This window comes from Halopseudomonas aestusnigri (assembly GCF_002197985.1).
GTDB lineage: Bacteria > Pseudomonadota > Gammaproteobacteria > Pseudomonadales > Pseudomonadaceae > Halopseudomonas > Halopseudomonas aestusnigri.
On record NZ_NBYK01000011.1, the window covers coordinates 36432 to 56249 of the forward strand.

Below are 19818 nucleotides of genomic sequence, written 5' to 3' on the forward strand. Positions count from 1 at the left end.
TCAGGCCCTGCTGCTGGAGTCAGTGGATGGGGTGCTGGCAGCAACGCGCTCATCGCTGTTGTTGATCAGTTGGCGCGCAATCTGCGACACCTTGCGCGCGTACTGCGGGTCGGTGGCATATCCGGCATTCTGCAACTCACGGAAGAAGGAGTCGGGATTTGCAGTGCTGCTCAGAGCCTTGCTGTAGCGCCCATTGCTTTCGAGGAAGCTGACATAGTCCTCGAAGCTCTGTTCCCAGGACGCGTAGCTGCGAAAATCTGCCCGCTCCCGGGTGCGCACGCCATCACGGTATTCAGTCGTTGCCACATTGGCGCTGTCGCCCTGCCAGCCGCCATGGGCCTTGATGCCGAACAGGTTATGACTGGAGCTGCCATCGGACTGACGAATGACCGATTTGCCCCAGCCGGTTTCCAGCGCCGCCTGGGCAACCAGGTAGTGCGGATCGACGCCAAGACGCGCTGCGGCTTTCTCCGCCATCGGCAGCATGGTTTCAACAAATTCCTGACTGTTGGCGAAGCGGGTGCGCTGGGCTGCTTCAGGGTTGACTGCCGCCATCGTCGAGCGGCCGTTACGCAGCGCCTCGATGCCGCGCAGCGGTTGCCAGCTGTCACTCTCGCTGCTGGTCGGGCGCTGCGTCTGCTCGGCCTGGGCCAGACGATCTGCCCAGGCGCTGTAGTCCGCCGACACCTGCAGGCGACGACGCGCCAGCAACGCCGACTGGTCGACCCCGGATGCGGCGCCCTGCTCACGCTCCGAGCCGGCAGCAGACTGTGGCGACAGCTGGCGCACCAGCGCATCGGTGAGACCCAGGCCGCGACCTTCCGACAGGTGCACCGATAGCTGGCTGTCGTACATTTCCTGATAGAACTTGGTCTGCGGGGTATTGAGCGGATTGCCCTCGGCAAACGCCGCGTTGGCGTCACGCATGCTCTTGATCATCATGTTGGTGAACAGCGATTCAAACTGCTGCGCCACCTTGCGCACATTCTCCGGGCTGTTGGCATTGGCACCGGATTTCAGCTGGTTGACGGTATTGATGTCGGTGTAGCTGATATTGCTGCTGACGTTCATGAGCCTGCCTCCCGTCAGATGATGACCAGATCGGCGTTCAACGCGCCGGCCTGCTTCAGGGCTTCGAGAATGGCCATCAGGTCACCGGGGGCAGCCCCGACCTGATTGACCGCACGCACGATTTCATCCAGCGACACACCCGGGCGGAAGACGAACATGCGGCTGTCGCCCTCCTCGATATTGATCTGCGAGCTGGGCGCGACCACGGTCTGACCGCCGGACAGAATGCCGTCCGGCTGACTGACCTGCGGGTTCTCGCTGATGGTCACGGTCAGGCCGCCATGGGTGACGGCAGCCGGCTGCACCCGCACATCCTGGCCGATAACAATGGTGCCGGTGCGCGAGTTGATGATGACCTTGGCCGCCGCGTTGCCCTGCTCCACGGTCAGGTTCTCGACCATGGAGATGTAATCGACGCGCTGATTGGGGTCGATCGGTGCGCGAACCCGCACTGAACCGCCGTCCAGCGCCTGCGCGACATCGGGGCCAAAGGTTTCATTGATGCGGTCGACAATGCGCTTGGCGGTGGTGAAGTCTGGGCGGTGCAGGTTGAAGGTCAGATGGTCGCCTGAGGTAAACGGGCTGGCCACAGCACGCTCAACGGTTGCGCCGTTGGGAATGCGGCCCGCGCTGGGAATATTGACGGTGATACGCGACCCGTCTGCACCCTCGGCACCAAAGCCGCCGACGACCAGATTGCCCTGGGCAATGGCGTAAACCTGACCGTCGATCCCCTTCAGCGGAGTCATCAGCAGGGAACCGCCGCGCAGACTCTTGGCGTTACCCAGCGAGGAGACGGTGACATCAATGGTCTGGCCCGGGCGAGAAAACGGCGGCAGATCAGCATGAATCGCTACGGCTGCGACGTTTTTCATTTGAATACGCGTGCCCGGCGGTACGGTAATACCGAACTGGCTGAGCATGTTCTGGAAGGTCTGCACGGTAAACGGGGTCTGGCTGGTCTGGTCACCCGAACCATCCAGACCGACCACCAGACCATAGCCGATCAACTGGTTGCTGCGCACCCCTGCAATACTGGCGATGTCCTTGAGACGATCGGCCAGCGACAGCGGGCTGACGAGCAGCAAAACAAGACCGAAAATCAGGCTGCGCATGACAATGCTCCTGTCAGAACGGCCACAGCGGGCTGAGGAAGAACTGGCTCAGCCAGCCCGGGCGATTGGAATCGGCAAAGGCACCCTTGCCGGAGTAGGTAATGCGTGCATCCGCCACGCGGGTGGAGAGCACGGTGTTGTCGGGGCCCACATCGTCTGCGCGCACCAGGCCGCTGATGCGGATCAGCTCGTCGCCCTGATTTAGGGTGATCCACTTTTCGCCGCGTACTGCCAGAATGCCATTGGGCAGCACCTCGGCAACGGTAACGGTAATCGAGCCGGACAGGCTGTTGCTCTGGTTAGCGTCTGAGCTGCCGTCAAAGGCACGTTGACCCGACATGTTCACGCCCAGATCCAGACCTTTGAAACCGACCACATTGCCCAGCAGGGTCGGGTTGGCAATCGTGGTCGAACTGGACTTGTCGATTTCGCTCTCAGCCGATTTCTGCGCCGCCGTCCGTTCGGTCAGGGTGATGGTAATGATGTCGCCGACCCGGTGCGCCTTGCGGTCGTTATACAGGCTCATCTCGAAACCGGGCTGATAGATCGCCCCGTTGTTGAGCTCCTGCGGCAGCGGCGTGCGCGGCAGCACCGGGGCATAGGCCGGATCGTCACGCATCGGCGGCGCCTGCATGCAACCAATCAGGCTGAGCGGCACCAGCAGCATCAAGAACTTAGCCAAACGGATCATGATTCCGAGCTCCCGTCAGAGGTTCTGACTGATGTACTGCAGCATCTGATCTGCAGTGGAAATGACCTTGGAGTTCATTTCGTAGGCGCGTTGGGTGGTGATCATGTTGACCAGCTCCTCCACCACGCTGACGTTGGAGTTCTCCAGGGTGTTCTGCAACACGGTGCCCAGGCCGTTCTGACCGGGGTTGCCGGTCTGCGGTGCACCACTGGACGCGGTCTCCAGGAACAGGTTGTTGCCAATGGCTTGCAGACCGGCCGGATTGATGAAATCGGCGGTCTGCACATTGCCAATCTGCTGTGATCCGGCGTTACCAAAGGTGGTAATGCTCACCGTGCCGTCTTCACCTACGGTAAAGGTCTGCACGTCGTCCGGCAGGACGATCCCCGGTTCCAGCGGGAAGCCGTTGGAGGTCACGATCTGGCCATCGGCATCCAGGTGGAAGCTGCCGTCACGGGTATAGCCGATGCTGCCGTCGGGCATCAGGATCTGGAAGAAGCCACGACCGTTGATAGCCATGTCCAGCGGCTGCTCGGTGGTCTGCAGCGTACCTTCGGTGAAGATCTTCTGGGTGCCCACCACTCGCACACCGGTACCCAGCTGCAAGCCAGATGGCAGCTGGGTATCCTGGGTGCTCTGGCCACCGGGCTGGCGCTTGATCTGATAAAGCAGATCCTCGAACTCGGCACGGTCACGCTTGAAGCCGGTGGTCGATACGTTGGCCAGGTTGTTGGAAATGGTCGACAACATGGTGTCCTGGGCGGACAGACCGGTCTTGCTGACCCAAAGTGCGTGGAGCATCACCTTTCTCCTCGCGTGTCAGTTAGTTGACACGCCGTTGCATTAACTCATCTGCAGAATGCGATCGGTCGCCTGCGCGTTCTCTTCCGCTGTCCGCATCATCTTGATGTGCAGCTCAAACTGGCGCGCCAGCGACAGCATGGCGGTCATCTCTTCGACCGCATTGACGTTGCTGCCTTCCAGGAAGCCGGTAGCCACCTGAACCACGCCATCGGCCACCTGAGGCTGACCGTCTTTGGTTCGCATCAGGCCGTCTGAGCCCTTCTCAAGCGTCGCAGGATCGGGGTTGACCAGCTTCAGACGATCCACCTCCGCCATGACCGCCGGGCCTTCACCCAGAGCACGGATACTGATGGTGCCGTCCGACCCGATCTCGACCTTCTGCGCCGGGGGAATGGCAATCGGACCGCCGTTGCCCAGCACCGGCAGACCACTGCTGGTGCGCAGCACACCGAAGGCGTCAATATTCAGGCTGCCCGCGCGGGTATAGGCTTCGGTGCCGTCAGCTGCCTGCACGGCAATCCAGCCTTCGCCCTGCACGGCCACATCAAGCTCGCGCCCGGTTTCCTGCATCACCCCTGCCGACATGTCGGTACCGGGGCGTTCGGTCATGGCATAGGCGCGCGTCGCGTAGCCGTCGCCAAATACCGGCATTGACCGGGCCTGCTCAAAGTCACGGCGAAAGCCGGTGGTGGTCAGGTTGGCCAGATTGTTCGCGTGCGCACGCTGCGCCATCGCGTTCTGGCTTGCCCCTGTCATGGAGATGTACAACGATTTGTCCATGCCCTTCTCCGCTTACGTGTGGGCGACAAGTAATTGCCGCTTTTACTCACTTACAAGGGATAAAGCAGGGATCATGCCAAGATTTAAAAATTAGGATTTATCGTTATTTTTCAAAAAGATAGAAAAACATAAAACAAAAAAGCGGCAATACCGGCAGATCCTTTTGCCGGTATTGCCGCTGTCATTCCGACGCCGCCGCTGGCGGCTGAGACGTTAACGCAGGTTGATGATGGTCTGGGTTACCGCATCCTCGGTCTGAATGGTCTTGGCGTTGGCCTGGTAGTTGCGCTGGGCAACAATCAGGTTGATCAGTTGCTCGGAGATATCCACGTTGGAGTCCTCCAGCGCGCCCGACTGAATGCTGCCAAGGGTGCCTGTGGTCGGCGCACCCACAACCGGGTCACCCGACGAGAAAGACTGCGCCCACGCTGTACTGCCAAGCGGCGTCAGACCTTGCTGGTTGGCAAAGGTAGCCAGTACCACCTGCCCCTGCACCCGAGTCTGACCGTTGGTATAACGGGCGACCAGCAGACCGGTGTCGTCAATTTCCAGCCCGGCCAGTTCACCGGTGGTGAAGCCGTCCTGGCTCACTGCGGTTACCGCAAAGCTGGAGGCGTACTGGGTAGAGCCCGTTAGGTTAATGGTCAGGTCATCGACCGGCGAAGTAGCACCAGTGGGTTGCCCCTCACTGTCAAGCGGAACCCAGCCTGCGATGGTATAGGGCTGATTGGTAGTCAATTCGCCGACACTGTTGAAGTCGACATCAAATCGAGTGGTTGCCAGCGGGTCGAATGCCGGATCGGACGCCTCGACACCGGACTGGACATCACGCCCGTCGATCAGTACGTACATATCCCAGCTGTTGGCGTCGTTCTTGACGAAGTATTTGGTCATCACATGCGAATTGCCGAGGCTGTCGTAGATATTGACCGAAGTAGAGCTGTTGTAGGTCGCCGAGTTGGTCGGATCGAAGGTGCTGCGCGCAGCATCCAGGGCCGCCGCCTCAGCGGTAGCGATCTCCGCCGGCGTCGGGTTGGCCGGATCAGCCGCGGTCGCGATCGACGCCGCGTAGGCGGCATCGTATTGCTGAACGTAGACCTCAGGACGGGTTTGCGTCGAATTCAGGTTCAGCGTAGTGACAACAGCACTGGTCTCGTTCGGATCTGCCGAGCGGGTATCGACCCGCAGATTGGTCTGCACGCCCTGGTTGATCTGCCCCGTCACTGCGTTGACACCGAACCCCTGCAGGTTCTCGCCGTTGTTGTTGACGATAAAGCCGTTGGCATCGGTACCGAAGTAGCCGGCACGGGTGTAGCTGAGCGCACCGTTGTTGCTGGTCACAAAGAAGCCGTTGCCGTTGATTGCCAGATCCAGACTGTTTTCGGTGAAGCTGATGTTGCCCTGGTTGAACAGCTGAGCCGCGTTGGCCAGCGCTACACCACTGCCGGTGGCATAGCTGCCTGAACCGAGCACCGATGCAGCGTAGACGTCCGCGAACTCGGCACGCGAGCTTTTGAAACCGACGGTACCGGCGTTGGCAATGTTGTTACCGGTAATGTTCAGATCGGAGGCCGCCGCCCGGATACCACTCAAGCCAATGTTGAAAGACATGGTTCTATCTCCTCGCCTACTTTCGTTCGGACGACTTATTGAATTGCGTACACACTGGACAAGCTGATACTGCCCAGCCCGGCCACATTAAGAAGCATCTCACCACCGCTACCCGCCCCCAGCGAAACGCTGTCCACATTGGCCGGCAGCAGTGTCGCCATCTGCGTATTGGTACCGTTGATGGTGGCCATGGCCTCGAAGGTGTAAACACCCGGTTCCATCAGGTTGCCGGCACCGTCGGTGCCGTCCCAGGTAAAGTCGTGCATCCCGGCTTCCAGTGCACCCAGGTTCACGGTATCCACAAGGCTGCCGGATTCGTCATAGACCTTGACGAACACGTTGCTGCTGCTGGAGCTCAGCGCCAGCTGCCCTTCCAGACCGGCCGAGGTATCCACTACCGCCTGGTCAGTCGGCACGATCACCGTCCGCCCGACCATCGACGAGGCCTGCAACGCCTGCGATGACTGGTAACCACTCAGCAGCGACTCCATCGAGCCATTGAGGTTGTCGATCCCCTCGACCGTACTGAACTGCGCCAGCTGGGCAATAAACTCGCCATTTTCCTGGGGTGAAAGCGGATCCTGGTTGTTCATCTGCGCCACCAGCAGTTGAAGAAACTGATCCTTGCCCAGCTCGTTGCCGGTCGCGAAGCGGTCTGAATCGAGCTGATACTGATCCAGCGCCGACGCACCTGATGAAACATTACTGATGCTCATGGTCTACTTATCTCCGTTCACTGACCCAGCGTCAGAACGCGCTGCAGCATGGTCTTGGCGGTATTCATGACCTCCACATTGGTCTGGTAGGACCTCGAGGCAGACATCATGTTGGCCATTTCCTCCACTACATTCACATTCGGGTAATACACATAGCCGTCTTCATTGGCCATCGGATGATCCGGCTCATAACGCGGCTCAAGACTGGCATCGGATTCGACGATGCCAAGCACCGCTACACCGTCACCGGCCTGCTGATCCGGACTGAACAACGAACCACCGGTCGCCTGCTGACTGTTGAAAATGGTGGCAAATACCGGGTTTCTGGCCCGGTAGGTTTGATCAATGCTGCTGGAGACGGTATCGGCGTTGGCGATGTTGCTTGCGACCGTGTTCAGCCGCAGCGACTGGGCGCTCATCCCGGAACCGGCGATATCGAACACTTTATCGAGCGACATGATCAGTCTCCTCTGATGGCTGACATCAGCCCCTTGAACTTGCTGTTGAGAAAGGTAAAGCTGGCCTGAAAATCGATGGCATTCTGGGCATAGGCTGCCTTCTCGACTTCGGAGTCGACGGTATTGCCGTCAACCGACGGCTGCAGCTGATTGCGATAGCGCAGGCCCGCCACCTGATCGACCAGACTTTCCAGCGCCATGTGCCCGGCATCGGTTCGCTCAACCGCCATGCTCTGGCCGTCGCCAGGCACACCGGCGCCCTGCTGGGCAGCCAGGACCGCATTGAAGTCCAGGTCCCGCGCCTTGTAGTTGGGGGTCTCGGCGTTGGCGATGTTGTTCGCCAGCACCTCGGCACGCTGGGAGCGAAACTTGAGTGCCTGCTCATGTAGCCCGAGGGCATTATCGAAACTGATGCTCATTGCCACCTTCCTCGTTTCGGTCCGTCGACCAAAAAACGTCACTGCAAACAGCTAAGCAATCAGCGTGCCAGAAAATAAATACCTTAAATTTCAGACACTTAAATATCGGGCGCCAGAAAAGCGGCAATGATTTACCGGCAAACGGCAAGGCGAAAGGGTTTCAGCGGGCGGGCGGCAAACGAAACGCCGGCAGAAATATGCCGGCTTGGGAGGGTACTGCGTATAAGGGTAAAGCCAACGGCGTCTCTGCCAGAGCGGCATCAAGCCGGCGCACACTGATGGACAATGGCCTAAGCACAACCCGCAGCGACTATCGAAACGAGACGCACGTATGACCGGCTTTTCAGGAGCAACCGAAAAAGCAGCCCTCAACGAGCCTTGTAAACAATCCCCGGGCTGCACTGAACCATCTGGTACAGCTCCGGCAGTCCGTTCAGCGCCTCGGAGGCCCCGAGCATGAGATATCCGCCCGGCTTAAGTGTGGCGTGAATTCGTCGCAGAATGTCTTTCTTCACGTCGGCAGAGAAATAGATGAGCACGTTGCGGCAATAGACAAGGTCAAACTTGCCCAGCATCGAGTAGCTGTCCAGCAGGTTCAGTGCTCGGAACTCGACACGATTGCGGATAGCCGGCTTGACCGCCCAGCGCCCCGGACCAAGCTGGTCGAAATAGCGGGCCAGACGATCCTGAGACAGGCCGCGCGCAACAGACAGGCTGTCGTACTCGGCCTTTTTGGCGGCATTGAGAATGCCACCGGAGAGATCGGTTGCCACGATCTGGGCACCACCACGCAGTTGGCCCAGATTACTGCGCTCGAACTCGTCGATTGCCATGCTCAACGAGTAGGGCTCCTGACCCGAGGAACAGGCAGCGGACCAGATACGCAGACGCTGGCCTGGAGAGCTCTTGATGAACTCCGGAATCAACCGGGTTTTCAAAACCTCGAACGGATAGACATCACGAAACCAGAGGGTTTCGTTGGTGGTCATGGCATCGATGACCGCCTCACGAAGGCCGCCACGCGGCTGGGCCTGGATGCGCTTGATCAGCTCGCCGAGGTTGGCAATACCCTCCTGCTCAAGCAGCCGATTAAGCCTGCTGGACACCAGATACTGCTTGTTGTCGCCCAGCACAATACCGCAGGCCTTCTCCAGAAAGTCCCGGAACAGCTGAAAATCCTGATTTGCCAAAGTCACGAAGCCTGCCTTGTCTCAGTTAAAACCATCTTGCTAGGCCTGACCATCAGCGTCACCGCGCAACGAACGCAAGCGCTCGATCACCCGCTGCGCCAGATCATCCGGCTTGAATTTGGCAAGGAAATCGTCCGCACCGACCTTTCTGACCATTGCCTGGTTAAACACCCCCGACAACGACGTATGCAGCATGATATGCAGCTTGTTCATGCGCGAATCGTTACGCACTTCAGCAGTCAGAGTGTAGCCATCCATCTCCGGCATCTCGATATCGGAGATCATCATCAGCAGAGACTGACTGACATCCTCACCCTGATCAGCCCTCGCCTTCAGCCAATCCAGTGCCTGGCGACCGTCATTCAGCGCTACGATCTCGACACCGATTTCCTGCAGGCAACGCGCCACTTGTTTACGCGCGATCGATGAGTCGTCCACGATCAGAACCGTCCGGGCTACAGCATCGGCCTGGGACTCCGCATCAATGACACCATCGGAAATCTTCTCGTTGGTGGGTACTACCTCTGCCAGCACCTTCTCCACATCGATAATCTCGACCATCTGATTATCAACCCGGGTGACTGCTGTCAGATAGTGCTCCCGACCGGTACCCTTTGGCGGCGGATGAATCTCGGACCAGTTCATGTTGACAATGCGCTCGACCGAACGCACCAGAAAGCCCTGCACCTTGTAGTTGTATTCGGTAATGATCACGAATGCTGTATCAAGGTTGTCCAGCCCGGGGCCGCCGGTGGCGCGATTGAGGTCGAGGATCGGCAGTGTGCCGCCACGGATGTGAGCTACGCCGCGAACGACTGGATGCAGCTTGGGCATCGCCGTCAGCCGAGGGCATTGCAGCACTTCCTTGACCTTGAAAACGTTGATGCCATACAGCTGGTTGCCGGCCAGCCTGAACAGCAGCAGTTCGAGTCGGTTCTGGCCAACCAGCTGGGTTCGCTGATTGACTGAATCCATCACACCAGCCATGGACTGCTCCTCATGTTTGCATCGGGTGAAACGGCATGTTTCGTGCAGGTCCATCAGCAGACGACGTTAATCTGACGGACATCACCCAACTGTTTGCAGGTAATTGTATGCGTTTTATCACCGGGTGCGCGGTATTGGCGATATTTTTTTCCGCCCCCACACAGGCAAACCCGCTCATTGACCAGCTTATCGGCGTGACCAGCCAATATCTTGAGCAGCAAGTGAGCGATTATGCGCAGACCCTGGGCGGCGACCCGCGCCATGAGGTTCGCATCAACAGGCTCGATCAGCGCCTGCGCCTGCCGATATGCGCCGAGGACGCCCTTTCGGCTCGCCTGGAGAGCCCGGACATCCCGATCGGCCGGGTTACCGTCAGGGTAACCTGTGACGGTCCTTCCCCCTGGCGGCTGTTTGTGCAGGCTCAGGTCAGCCTCTACCAACAGGTAGTGGTAAGCAGCCGCCCGTTATCACGGGGCGGCGTCATCGGTGCGCAGGACATTCGCCTGGCCGAGCGAGATACCGGCCTGCTGAACAGCAATTACCTGCTCGACCCGGCCCAGGCTATAGGCATGCAACTCAAGCGCAACGTCAACGCCGATACCGTCCTGAGTCATACCCAGCTGGAGCAGAATCGGCTGATACAGCGTGGCGACAAGGTAGTCATCAGCGCCGGCAACAGCAGTGTCAACGTTCGGATGCCTGGAGAGGCGCTGGAAGATGGTACACTCGGCGCCCAGATTCGCGTGCGAAACACGCGCTCCAACCGAGTCATAAGGGCCCGGGTAACAGGCCCTGGACAGGTAGAAGCAGGAATGTGATCATGCACGGCAACAGCATTTTCCGCTTGCCGGGCGCTGCCTCTCGCGCCGTGACGGTCTTCACACTATTTTTTCCTAAAGTTTTCCTTCCGGCTGCCGTTACAGCGGCTAGAGAAGATTTTACAGTTTGAGGAATTCATCATGGTCATCGACTTCAACTCGCCCAACGGCCCGAATGGCGCCGGTCGCAGCAGCCAGGCTGGCGGTGCGGCAGGCAAGCGTGAAGCAAGCTCGGTCAGCGAGTCTGGCACTCAGGCTGCGGCTGGCCAGGCCAAGTCGACAGAGAGCACTTCATCAGTCAACCTGAGCGCTCAGGCCCAGCAACTGCAGGCCATCGAAGAGAAGCTGCGCGAGCTGCCCGAAGTGGATAACGAGCGTGTCAGCCAGATCCGGCAAGCCATTGCCGATGGCAGCTACAAGGCTGACAGCAGCCGAATTGCAGACAAACTGCTGAATCTGGAAAGCTGATAGCCAGTAGTCAGACACCGACACTGGCTGTACTCTTCGACTAACCCCGCCTAGGGGCAGCCACAGTCAGGAGATACGCCATGCACCCACTGCAAGAACGCTTCGAGTCGGCGGAACAGGACTGCCAGCGCTATCTGGACCTGCTTGAACAGGAACGCGACGCCCTGACCCGGCAGGACATGGCCACGCTCGAGACCCTGCTAAGCCAGAAGCGCAGCCTCGCAGACGCGCTGGTTGTTCACGACCAGGCAATCAGGCACTACTGTCAGACCCACAACATTTCGCAAGATCAATTGGCCGCCCACATCGAACAGGCGGGCGACACCCAGCTCCAGCAGGACTACCAGCAGTTCCTTGAGGCGCTGGCCAATTGCAAGCAGGCCAATGATCGCAACGCCCGCCTTGTTCACCACAGCCAGCACAGCACTCGCTCCATGCTTGATCTGCTGCGCAATCAAGGGGAACCGGGTAGCGGCATCTATGATCAACTCGGCAATCGCAGCCGCTCCGGCATTACTCGAAACCTGAGCAAGGCCTGATCACGAATATCATTGCCGCCAACCTCGCGGTATAGTTGTGCCTGCTGTTACGAATCATAACGAGAAGCCGACGTGTCCAACCTGTTTTCACAAGAAACCGGCCCCCAGCCGCCCAGAGAGGTGCGCGCCCCCGTTGAGATACTTTCTCTGCTACGTACCCTGATGCAGGCTCGAGACGCGCTGACCATCAGCTTCACCGACCGGGCGCAAAAATTTCAAAGTTTTATCGTCAACGTCGATGCCGATAAGGGAACGATGTGGATTGACGAAATGATCCCCCGCGAGGGCGACCGCTACGCCAGCCAGGGCGAATCCTTCAGGATTGATGCCTGGCATGAAGGCATACACATGCGCTGGAGCTGCCCGGGCGCCAGCAAGGTCATGCTTGACGACGCTCCTGCTTACGCCTTTGCACTGCCGGAAGAGCTGATCTATCACCAGAAACGCGGCGCCTTCCGTGCCAGCGTGCGGCGCACTGCCGACATTGCCGTTGAGATAGCCGCTCCCGACCGGGATCGGCGCTTCACAAGCTACCTGATGGACCTGTCTGCCACCGGCTGCAAGGTGCGTCTGGAGGGCGACCGGAGCAAATCACTGAAGCCAGGCGAAGAGTACAGCAGCAGCGTGCTCCATCTGCCTGACGTCGGCCGTGTCAGTGTCACCGTTGAAGTTCGCCACGTCGTATTCCGAGAGGAAGCCAACGAAACCCACGCCGGCCTGATGTTCAAGCTGCAATCCGCGCAGGCCCAGCGCAGCATCGACCGCTTCGTCAACTATCTTCAGCGCGAAGCGCGGCGTCTCGAGAAGGAAGACCTGTTCTAACCAGGTCGATGATCATCCTGATCAGCGTCGAGCCCGGAGTCTGCTGCCGCAGACTCCTCGACCACCACCTCGTCCTGCATCTGCTCAATTACCGCACTCTCCTCCACCCGGGGATCAATTGCGGCGGCCAATGGGGAGCTGGCAAGGTTGCCGGCCGCCGGCATGAACTGCAGCGGCGCAGACTCTACGAGATGATCGCCGGTGACTGCGGCAGAACGCACCCTGAAGACCAGAATGGCACTGCAGGCAGCCATAAATACGTAAAGCATACCGGGGCCCAGCCACTTCATAAGCCCTGAACTGACCAGCGGCCCCACGCTCGCACCCAGACCAAAGGTCACCAGCAACATCGCCGACAGCGGCACCCGATCATCCGGCTCAACATGGTCATTGGCCAGCGCCACAGCCATGGGATACAGGGTGAACACCATCAGGCCGAATATCGCCGTCATGAAAATCAGACCGCCGGCCGGCATCAGACCAATCGCCATGACCACCGACACTGCGGTCAGCACCATGGCACTCACCTGAATCAACTGGCTGCGATCAATCCGATCGGACAGCCAGCCGGCAGGCCATTGCGCGGCCAGCCCGGCACAAATGGTCACCGCCATGAACATACCAATTTCCGATGTCGGCAACCCCACAGACTTGGCGTATACCGGCGCCATACCGTAAAACGCCCCCATCATCAGCCCCGCGACACCGATAGTGGTCAGCGCCTGAGGAATACGCTGCAGAAACAACCTCGCCTTCAACGGCGCAGGGCGCAGCGGCGCAGGGTGGATCTGCCGGGTGGTAGCGACAGGCACCAGGCAGAGCGAAAAGCACATTGCGACATACAGCAGATGATCCAGCGAAAGCTCCGGCTTGATGGCGAAAACCACTTGCCCCAGCACCAGACCAAGGTAAGTAACCACCATATAGCTGGCGAATACCATGCCCCGCTGATGCGACTCGGACTGCTCGTTAAGCCAGCTTTCCAACACCATGAACTGGCACATCATGGCCATGCCCACCAGCACCCGCAGCCCAAGCCACACGATCACATTCTCAAACAGCGCGTGGCACAGCACCGACGCCGTCACCAGCCCAGCACCGGCAACAAAGGCGCGAATATGGCCAACCCGAGCGATTAGACGGTGACCAACCGAAGCTCCCATCACCAAGCCGCCGTAATAGCCCGTCATCAACAAACCGATCCACAGCTCACTGACACCATTGGCTGCCAGCGTCAGGCCCAGGTAGGTACTCAGCAAACCGCTGCCAAGCAGCATCAGCAAGGTGGCGAAATACAGTGAAGAAAAGGCGGTCAGTGCGCGAGGCATGCAGGCTCCCGTTACAATCCCTGGAGATGACTAGCCGGCAACAATGCCAGCTAAACGCAGAATAGTCGACCCACCGGCAAAGGCAGGGTTCCCGAGCCGCTGGATCGCAGGCCAGGCCAGGCAGCAATCAGGAAAAAGGAAGATGGTGCGCGAGCCCGGATTCGAACCGGGGACCTACCGCTTAGGAGGCGGTTGCTCTATCCAGCTGAGCTACAAGCGCAAATACGTCGCAGGTGATGTCACAACCCGTTGAATTTAATCGAGAGTTCGAGATATTACCTGAAGCATACCGGGCATTTCCAGCGCAATGCTGGCAAAACCAAAGCAATAGCATAGTGCCATTCGTCGTAAACCCGTCACATTTCATAGACATTTTTTTGTCACCCTATAGCCTGAAACGCAAAAAAAAGGTCTACTAGGGCACCAATAGAAAAAATGTTGTCTATAACGATTGTATTTGGACAACCCATGGCCCTGGCCGCGCTTTTCCGCATTGATCTGCGGCACTTGGCCAGCATCGATTTTTTCAGCCAAGCGATTATCATTGCCCCATGAAAACAGCTACCCAACAGTACACCAGCCGAACCGCCGACAAGTTCGTGGTTCGTCTACCCCAGGGAATGCGTGACCGCATTGCAGATGTCGCCAAGCAACATCACCGCAGCATGAACTCGGAGATCATTGCGCGACTGGAACACAGCCTGCTGGATCTGCCGACGCTCCCCGAACAAAACCAGCCCTCGCGCAAGATGCTCAACGCACAGGATACGGAAGGCCTCAGCCATCACGAGCGCGAGCTGCTGACGCACTTCCGAGACATGAGCCGACGCCAGCAAAACGCCTTGCTGGCGCTGTTGGCCAACGAACAGGCCTGATACAGACCTGACCTCTGCGCACATCTGATTCAGCGCAGCAAGGACCAACAAAAAACCCGCTCAATGAGCGGGTTTTTTATTTCCAGCCAAAGCAGCGATCAGCCAACAAAGTTGAGCAGAATACCTGCCGCAACCGCAGAGCCGATTACACCCGCCAGGTTCGGACCCATCGCATGCATCAACAGGAAGTTCTGCGGATTGGTCTCCAGACCTACCTTGTTGGATACACGGGCAGCCATTGGCACCGCAGACACACCGGCAGAACCGATCAGCGGGTTGATCGGATTCTTGCTGAACAGGTTCAGCAGCTTGGCCATCAACACGCCAGCCGCAGTGCCCGCACAGAACGCGATCATACCCAGTACCAGAATGCCAAGGGTCTTGAGCTGCAGGAAGGACTCCGCAGACAACTTGGAGCCAACGGCCAGACCCAGGGCGATGGTAACGATGTTGATCAGCGCATTACGGCTGGTATCCGCCAGGCGCTCGACCACACCGCACTCACGCATCAGGTTACCAAAGCACAGCATGCCAACCAGCGGCGCTGCATCGGGCAGCAGCAGGGCAACCAGCATCAGCAGCAACAGCGGGAAGATGATCTTCTCGGCCTTGCTCACCACGCGCAGCTGGGTCATCACAATGCCACGCTCTTTCTGACTGGTCAGCGCGCGCATGATCGGCGGCTGCAGCAGCGGAACCAGCGCCATGTAGGAGTAGGCAGCAACCGCAATCGGGCCCAGGAGATCTGGCGCGAGCTTCGAGGTCACGAAGATCGAGGTCGGGCCGTCCGCACCACCGATGATGGCGATGGACGCTGCTTCCTTCATGGTGAACTCGAAGCCGGGAATCCCTGCAGCAGTCAGTGCCAGCGCACCCAGCAAGGTACCGAAGATCCCGAACTGCGCAGCAGCACCGAGCAGCAGCGTGCGCGGATTGGCCAGCATCGGACCGAAGTCGGTCATTGCACCTACACCCATGAAGATCAGCAGCGGGAACACGCTGGTCGGCAGACCGACTTCATAGATCATGTGCAAGATGCCCGACCCTTCGGCCATGTTGGCGACCGGCAGGTTGGCCAGGATGCCGCCAAAGCCGATCGGAATCAGCAGCAGCGGCTCAAAACCCTTGCGGATGGCAAGGTAGATCAAACCAAAGCACACCACGATCATCACTGCCTGACCCCAGGCCATGTGATAGATACCCGTGGTCTGCCACAGTTGGAGGAGCTTATCCATTAATCTCCCCCTTAACCGATGGTCAGCAGCGTGTCGCCGACGGCTACTGCGTCGCCAACCTTGACGTTAACGGAGACCACACTGCCACCGCGAACGGCGCGCACTTCGGTTTCCATCTTCATCGCTTCCAGGATCATGACAACGTCACCCTCTTCGATCTGATCGCCCGGAGCAACCAGCACCTTGAAGATGTTTCCGGACAGCGGCGCACCCTGCGGCTCGCCGTCGCCAGCGGGTGCAGCAGTAGCAGCGGCAGGAGCTGCTGCATCGCCCAGCGGCTTGATACCGGAAATGTCGCCACCCTCGGAGACCTGGACAACGTATTCCTTGCCATTGACGCTAACGGTGTAGGCCTCAGGACCGGCCGACTTGGCGCCAGCCGGCAGCTCGTTACCGGTCGGTACCGGCTCGAATGCATCCGGGTTACCGCGGTTTTCGAGGAACTTGAGACCAATCTGCGGGAACAGGGCGTAGGTCAGAACGTCGTCGATTTCATTTTCGGCGAGTTTGATACCCTTCTCGCTGGCCATGCCCTTGAGCTCGGCAGTCAGCTTGTCCATTTCCGCTTCCAGCAGGTCTGCCGGACGGCAGGTGATGGCTTCGGCACCATCAAGAACGCGAGCCTGCAGCTCGGCATTGAACGGCGCCGGCGCTGCACCGTACTCGCCCTTGAGCACGCCTGCGGTTTCCTTGGTGATGGACTTGTAACGCTCGCCAGTCAGAACGTTAATGACCGCCTGAGTGCCAACAATCTGTGAGGTCGGTGTTACCAGCGGGATGAAACCCAGGTCTTCACGCACGCGCGGAATCTCGGCCAGAACGGCGTCAAACTTGTCGCTCGCGCCCTGTTCCTTCAGCTGGTTTTCCATGTTGGTCAGCATGCCGCCCGGCACCTGAGCAACCAGAATGCGGGAGTCTACGCCCTTCAGGTTGCCTTCAAACTTGGCGTACTTCTTCCGCACTTCACGGAAATAGGCGGCCACTTCTTCCAGCAGCTCCAGGTTCAGACCGGTATCACGCTCGGTATTCTGGAAAATTGCGACCACAGACTCGGTCGGTGAATGACCGTAGGTCATGGACATCGAGGAGATAGCAGAGTCGACGTTATCAATACCTGCCTCTGCTGCCTTCAGGATAGCCGCAGTCGACAGCCCCGCAGTGGCGTGGCACTGCATATGCACCGGGATACTCAGGGTCGACTTCAGCTGGCTGACCAGATCAAAGGCAACATAGGGGTTCAGGATGCCGGCCATATCCTTGATGGCAATGGAGTCGGCGCCCATATCTTCGATCTGCTTGGCCAGGTCCACCCACATCTGCAGGGTATGCACCGGGCTGGTGGTGTAGGAGATGGTACCTTGCGCGTGCTTGCCCTGCTTCTTGACGGCCTTGAGCGCCGTCTCCAGGTTACGCGGATCGTTCATCGCGTCGAATACACGGAACACGTCGACGCCGTTGACGGCCGCGCGCTCAACAAACTTCTCGACTACGTCGTCAGCGTAATGGCGGTAGCCCAGCAGGTTCTGACCGCGCAGCAGCATTTGCTGACGGGTATTGGGCATGGCCTTTTTCAGGGCACGAATACGCTCCCACGGATCTTCGCCCAGATAACGGATACAGGCATCGAAGGTCGCGCCGCCCCAGGATTCAACGGACCAGAAGCCTACCTGGTCGAGCTTGCCAGCGATGGGCAGCATGTCATCAAGGCGCATGCGGGTCGCCAGGATGGATTGGTGTGCATCACGCAGGATGACATCAGTAATGCCCAAAGGCTTTTTGGTATCGGTCATAGTGTCATGGCCTTTATTTGATTTTTAATGGTGAAAACCGCGAAACGGATGAATCAGGAGCGTTGACGCGCACGGTGCTGCTTGATGGCAGCGCCAATGGCGGCAACCACATCGGGGTCTACACTGGCTGGAGCAGCGCTCGCCTTCTTGCGCACCGGCTTCGGCGCGGGCAAGGCTTCAGGGAAATAACGCGACAGAATGACCGACATGATGCTGGTACAGGCAACCAGCAGAATAAGGAAACTGAAGACGGCCCCCATCCCGAGGAGCATCAGCTCAACGCCTTCAAGAACCAGGTTATTAGAATCCATTTTCTCTCCCGCAACTCTGGGCATGGTTAATCCATGCTGCTTATATAGCTGGCATAACGTCAGTGGGTGCTTGGCAGATCAGGCTGTCTCGCGACAGTCCTCCCACACGAAAAAACGGCCTAATGTATCCTGATGTGACATTTTAGGCAATCAAAGCGACACACCCTGGAGAGAAAGACAATTGCACTAAAGCAGAAAAACAGTGGCAAGGCCGAGGAAGATAAAGAAGCCGCCGCTGTCTGTAATTGCGGTAATCAGTACGCTGGAGCCCAGCGCGGGATCTCCGCCCAGGCGCAGCCTTATAAGGGGAATGAATACCCCCATACAAGCCGCCAGCAGCATGTTCAGCGTCATCGCAGCCATCAGCACAACCGCCAGCGGCACGCTACCGTATAGCAGCAGAGCTATGGCAGCCAGCACCACACCCCAGAACAGGCCATTGATCAGGGCCACGCCCGTCTCCTTGCGCAGAAGACGACGCCCATGCGCAACCTGCACCTGGCCGGTGGCGATCCCGCGCACAATCATGGTGATGGTCTGATTGCCCGAGTTGCCGCCAATACCCGCCACAATCGGCATCAGCGCAGCGAGGGCAACCAATTGCTCAATGGCATTCTCGAACAGACCAATCACACGCGAGGCAATCAGCGCAGTACAGAGGTTTACCGCCAGCCAGGCCCAACGGTTGCGGACCGACTTCCAGACCGACGCAAAGATATCTTCTTCTTCGCGCAGACCGGCAGCATTGAGCACCTCCGCTTCGCTCTCTTCACGGATGTAGTCGACCATCTCGTCGATGGTCAAACGCCCACAAAGCCGACCGAGATTGTCGACCACCGGCGCCGAGACCAGGTCATAGCGCTCGAACGCCTGCGCCGCATCACCGGCGTCATCGGCCGGATCAAAGATCACCGGATCATCAGACATGACGTCGACAACCAGCGCATCCGGAGAACTGACCAGCAGCTTCTTGATCGGCAGCACGCCCTTGAGCAGACCTTCGGTATCGACTACGAACAACTTGTCGGTATGGTCTGGCAGCGCATCAAACCGACGCAGGTAGCGGCTGACCACCTCCAGGCTGACATCATCACGGATGGTGATCATGTCGAAGTCCATCAGCGCGCCGACCTGATCCTCATCATAGGACAGCGCCGACTTCAGGCGATCACGCTGCTGCGCGTCCAGGCTGTCCATCAGCTCACGGACAACGTCGCGCGGCAGGTCAGGCGCCAGATCTGCCAGCTCGTCCGCATCAAGGGTGTTGGCAGCCGCGATGATCTCGTGGCTATCCATGTCCGCGATCAGGGTTTCACGAACCGCGTCGGACACCTCGAGCAGAATGTCCCCATCGCGCTCGGCCTTGACCAGCTGCCAGACGGCCAGACGCTCATCCAGTGGCAAGGACTCAAGAATATAGGCAACGTCTGCCGGGTGCAGCTCATCAAGCTTGCGCTGCAGCTCGACCAGGTTCTGCTGGTGAACCAGATGCTCAACCAGCTCCTGATGCTGCCCCTCCTGCTTGTGCACCAGATCCTCGACCAGACGATGACGACTCAACAGCTCCTGCACCTGCTCGAGGCGATCCTGCAGGCTTTCCGGCGACTTTCTGTTGATATCCGACATGGCAAGGCTTCCTGACCCGCCCGCAGCGGGCGTTTACCAATCGACGCCTCCCGGCAGCAGGAGGCCACAGCGATATGAAAACAAAGCCTATCAGGCTTTCTACCCGAGCTCAGCTCTACTTTCGTGACGGCAAAAAAAACCCACTGAAATCAGTGGGTTTTCTG

21 protein-coding genes and 1 tRNA gene are annotated in these 19818 nt (G+C 58.8%); 5 read left to right on the plus strand and 17 right to left on the minus strand.

Going from position 1 to position 19818, the window contains the following annotated elements:
• The 11 genes from flgJ to B7O88_RS13950 all read right to left on the minus strand — a co-directional run bounded on the left by flgJ (position 1) and on the right by B7O88_RS13950 (position 9842).
• Positions 1-1071, minus strand: a complete 1071-nt coding sequence (gene flgJ, locus B7O88_RS13900) for a flagellar assembly peptidoglycan hydrolase FlgJ (RefSeq protein ID WP_088276684.1) — start codon at positions 1069-1071, stop codon at positions 1-3.
• Between the two features lie 14 nt (positions 1072-1085).
• Positions 1086-2186 carry a flagellar basal body P-ring protein FlgI gene (locus B7O88_RS13905; protein WP_088276686.1) on the minus strand — a complete coding sequence of 367 codons (1101 nt, stop codon included), beginning with the start codon at positions 2184-2186 and terminating at the stop codon, positions 1086-1088.
• A gap of 13 nt (positions 2187-2199) precedes the next feature.
• Positions 2200-2877, minus strand: coding sequence for a flagellar basal body L-ring protein FlgH (gene flgH, locus B7O88_RS13910; protein WP_088276688.1), 678 nt, complete (start codon positions 2875-2877; stop codon positions 2200-2202).
• A gap of 15 nt (positions 2878-2892) precedes the next feature.
• On the minus strand, positions 2893-3678 hold the full coding sequence (flgG, locus tag B7O88_RS13915) for a flagellar basal-body rod protein FlgG (RefSeq protein WP_088276690.1): 786 nt from the start codon (positions 3676-3678) through the stop codon (positions 2893-2895).
• 42 nt (positions 3679-3720) lie between these two features.
• A complete protein-coding gene (flgF, locus tag B7O88_RS13920; RefSeq protein WP_088276692.1) occupies positions 3721-4461 on the minus strand; it encodes a flagellar basal-body rod protein FlgF in 741 nt (246 codons plus the stop codon).
• Between the two features lie 213 nt (positions 4462-4674).
• Positions 4675-6072 (minus strand): flagellar hook protein FlgE, encoded by a 1398-nt coding sequence (locus B7O88_RS13925; RefSeq protein WP_088276694.1) that lies wholly within the window; start codon positions 6070-6072, stop codon positions 4675-4677.
• Positions 6073-6107: 35 nt separating this feature from the next.
• The gene (flgD, locus tag B7O88_RS13930; RefSeq protein ID WP_088276696.1) at positions 6108-6788 is read right to left on the minus strand and encodes a flagellar hook assembly protein FlgD; all 681 of its coding nucleotides are present in this window, start codon (positions 6786-6788) and stop codon (positions 6108-6110) included.
• A gap of 17 nt (positions 6789-6805) precedes the next feature.
• On the minus strand, positions 6806-7246 hold the full coding sequence (flgC, locus tag B7O88_RS13935; protein ID WP_088276698.1) for a flagellar basal body rod protein FlgC: 441 nt from the start codon (positions 7244-7246) through the stop codon (positions 6806-6808).
• Positions 7247-7248: 2 nt separating this feature from the next.
• Positions 7249-7665 (minus strand): flagellar basal body rod protein FlgB, encoded by a 417-nt coding sequence (flgB, locus tag B7O88_RS13940; RefSeq protein ID WP_088276700.1) that lies wholly within the window; start codon positions 7663-7665, stop codon positions 7249-7251.
• 368 nt (positions 7666-8033) lie between these two features.
• Positions 8034-8861 carry a CheR family methyltransferase gene (locus B7O88_RS13945; protein WP_088276702.1) on the minus strand — a complete coding sequence of 276 codons (828 nt, stop codon included), beginning with the start codon at positions 8859-8861 and terminating at the stop codon, positions 8034-8036.
• Positions 8862-8894: 33 nt separating this feature from the next.
• A complete protein-coding gene (locus tag B7O88_RS13950; protein ID WP_088276704.1) occupies positions 8895-9842 on the minus strand; it encodes a chemotaxis protein CheV in 948 nt (315 codons plus the stop codon).
• Between the two features lie 221 nt (positions 9843-10063).
• Here B7O88_RS13950 and flgA point away from each other — a divergent pair, with 221 nt between their 5' ends.
• The 4 genes from flgA to B7O88_RS13970 all read left to right on the plus strand — a co-directional run bounded on the left by flgA (position 10064) and on the right by B7O88_RS13970 (position 12489).
• On the plus strand, positions 10064-10660 hold the full coding sequence (gene flgA, locus B7O88_RS13955) for a flagellar basal body P-ring formation chaperone FlgA (protein ID WP_268807002.1): 597 nt from the start codon (positions 10064-10066) through the stop codon (positions 10658-10660).
• A 141-nt stretch (positions 10661-10801) separates the two neighbouring features.
• On the plus strand, positions 10802-11128 hold the full coding sequence (gene flgM, locus B7O88_RS13960; RefSeq protein ID WP_088276708.1) for a flagellar biosynthesis anti-sigma factor FlgM: 327 nt from the start codon (positions 10802-10804) through the stop codon (positions 11126-11128).
• An 80-nt stretch (positions 11129-11208) separates the two neighbouring features.
• Positions 11209-11667 (plus strand): flagella synthesis protein FlgN, encoded by a 459-nt coding sequence (locus B7O88_RS13965; protein ID WP_088276710.1) that lies wholly within the window; start codon positions 11209-11211, stop codon positions 11665-11667.
• 72 nt (positions 11668-11739) lie between these two features.
• Positions 11740-12489 (plus strand): flagellar brake protein, encoded by a 750-nt coding sequence (locus tag B7O88_RS13970; protein ID WP_088276712.1) that lies wholly within the window; start codon positions 11740-11742, stop codon positions 12487-12489.
• Here the strand turns inward: B7O88_RS13970 and B7O88_RS13975 are convergent.
• Both B7O88_RS13975 and B7O88_RS13980 read right to left on the minus strand, forming a co-directional pair.
• On the minus strand, positions 12486-13817 hold the full coding sequence (locus B7O88_RS13975) for an MFS transporter (protein WP_088276714.1): 1332 nt from the start codon (positions 13815-13817) through the stop codon (positions 12486-12488). The genes B7O88_RS13970 and B7O88_RS13975 overlap by 4 nt on opposite strands.
• 143 nt (positions 13818-13960) lie before the next feature.
• A tRNA-Arg gene (locus B7O88_RS13980) sits at positions 13961-14037 on the minus strand.
• A 331-nt stretch (positions 14038-14368) separates the two neighbouring features.
• On the opposite strand from B7O88_RS13980, the gene B7O88_RS13985 reads away from it, so the two are divergent.
• On the plus strand, positions 14369-14692 hold the full coding sequence (locus B7O88_RS13985; RefSeq protein WP_088276716.1) for an Arc family DNA-binding protein: 324 nt from the start codon (positions 14369-14371) through the stop codon (positions 14690-14692).
• Between the two features lie 98 nt (positions 14693-14790).
• Here B7O88_RS13985 and B7O88_RS13990 read toward each other — a convergent pair whose 3' ends face one another.
• From B7O88_RS13990 to mgtE, 4 genes are all read right to left on the minus strand, one after another.
• Positions 14791-15927: a sodium ion-translocating decarboxylase subunit beta gene (locus tag B7O88_RS13990; protein ID WP_088276718.1), complete on the minus strand. Its 1137-nt coding sequence runs from the start codon at positions 15925-15927 to the stop codon at positions 14791-14793.
• An 11-nt stretch (positions 15928-15938) separates the two neighbouring features.
• On the minus strand, positions 15939-17717 hold the full coding sequence (gene oadA / locus B7O88_RS13995; protein ID WP_088276720.1) for a sodium-extruding oxaloacetate decarboxylase subunit alpha: 1779 nt from the start codon (positions 17715-17717) through the stop codon (positions 15939-15941).
• A 53-nt stretch (positions 17718-17770) separates the two neighbouring features.
• Positions 17771-18028, minus strand: coding sequence for an OadG family protein (locus tag B7O88_RS14000; RefSeq protein WP_088276722.1), 258 nt, complete (start codon positions 18026-18028; stop codon positions 17771-17773).
• Positions 18029-18214: 186 nt separating this feature from the next.
• Positions 18215-19654, minus strand: a complete 1440-nt coding sequence (gene mgtE, locus B7O88_RS14005; protein WP_088276724.1) for a magnesium transporter — start codon at positions 19652-19654, stop codon at positions 18215-18217.
• Between the last annotated feature and the right edge of the window lie 164 nt (positions 19655-19818).

What these genes read in the sequence shown, in the direction of transcription:
- flgJ (WP_088276684.1), bottom strand. Translation starts at nt 1,071, where the DNA reads ATGAACGTCAGCAGCAATATCAGCTACACCGACATCAATACCGTCAAC.
- B7O88_RS13905 (WP_088276686.1), bottom strand. Translation starts at nt 2,186, where the DNA reads ATGCGCAGCCTGATTTTCGGTCTTGTTTTGCTGCTCGTCAGCCCGCTG.
- flgH (WP_088276688.1), bottom strand. Translation starts at nt 2,877, where the DNA reads ATGATCCGTTTGGCTAAGTTCTTGATGCTGCTGGTGCCGCTCAGCCTG.
- flgG (WP_088276690.1), bottom strand. Translation starts at nt 3,678, where the DNA reads ATGCTCCACGCACTTTGGGTCAGCAAGACCGGTCTGTCCGCCCAGGAC.
- flgF (WP_088276692.1), bottom strand. Translation starts at nt 4,461, where the DNA reads ATGGACAAATCGTTGTACATCTCCATGACAGGGGCAAGCCAGAACGCG.
- B7O88_RS13925 (WP_088276694.1), bottom strand. Translation starts at nt 6,072, where the DNA reads ATGTCTTTCAACATTGGCTTGAGTGGTATCCGGGCGGCGGCCTCCGAT.
- flgD (WP_088276696.1), bottom strand. Translation starts at nt 6,788, where the DNA reads ATGAGCATCAGTAATGTTTCATCAGGTGCGTCGGCGCTGGATCAGTAT.
- flgC (WP_088276698.1), bottom strand. Translation starts at nt 7,246, where the DNA reads ATGTCGCTCGATAAAGTGTTCGATATCGCCGGTTCCGGGATGAGCGCC.
- flgB (WP_088276700.1), bottom strand. Translation starts at nt 7,665, where the DNA reads ATGAGCATCAGTTTCGATAATGCCCTCGGGCTACATGAGCAGGCACTC.
- B7O88_RS13950 (WP_088276704.1), bottom strand. Translation starts at nt 9,842, where the DNA reads ATGGCTGGTGTGATGGATTCAGTCAATCAGCGAACCCAGCTGGTTGGC.
- flgM (WP_088276708.1), top strand. Translation starts at nt 10,802, where the DNA reads ATGGTCATCGACTTCAACTCGCCCAACGGCCCGAATGGCGCCGGTCGC.
- B7O88_RS13965 (WP_088276710.1), top strand. Translation starts at nt 11,209, where the DNA reads ATGCACCCACTGCAAGAACGCTTCGAGTCGGCGGAACAGGACTGCCAG.
- B7O88_RS13975 (WP_088276714.1), bottom strand. Translation starts at nt 13,817, where the DNA reads ATGCCTCGCGCACTGACCGCCTTTTCTTCACTGTATTTCGCCACCTTG.
- B7O88_RS13985 (WP_088276716.1), top strand. Translation starts at nt 14,369, where the DNA reads ATGAAAACAGCTACCCAACAGTACACCAGCCGAACCGCCGACAAGTTC.
- B7O88_RS13990 (WP_088276718.1), bottom strand. Translation starts at nt 15,927, where the DNA reads ATGGATAAGCTCCTCCAACTGTGGCAGACCACGGGTATCTATCACATG.
- oadA (WP_088276720.1), bottom strand. Translation starts at nt 17,717, where the DNA reads ATGACCGATACCAAAAAGCCTTTGGGCATTACTGATGTCATCCTGCGT.
- B7O88_RS14000 (WP_088276722.1), bottom strand. Translation starts at nt 18,028, where the DNA reads ATGGATTCTAATAACCTGGTTCTTGAAGGCGTTGAGCTGATGCTCCTC.
- mgtE (WP_088276724.1), bottom strand. Translation starts at nt 19,654, where the DNA reads ATGTCGGATATCAACAGAAAGTCGCCGGAAAGCCTGCAGGATCGCCTC.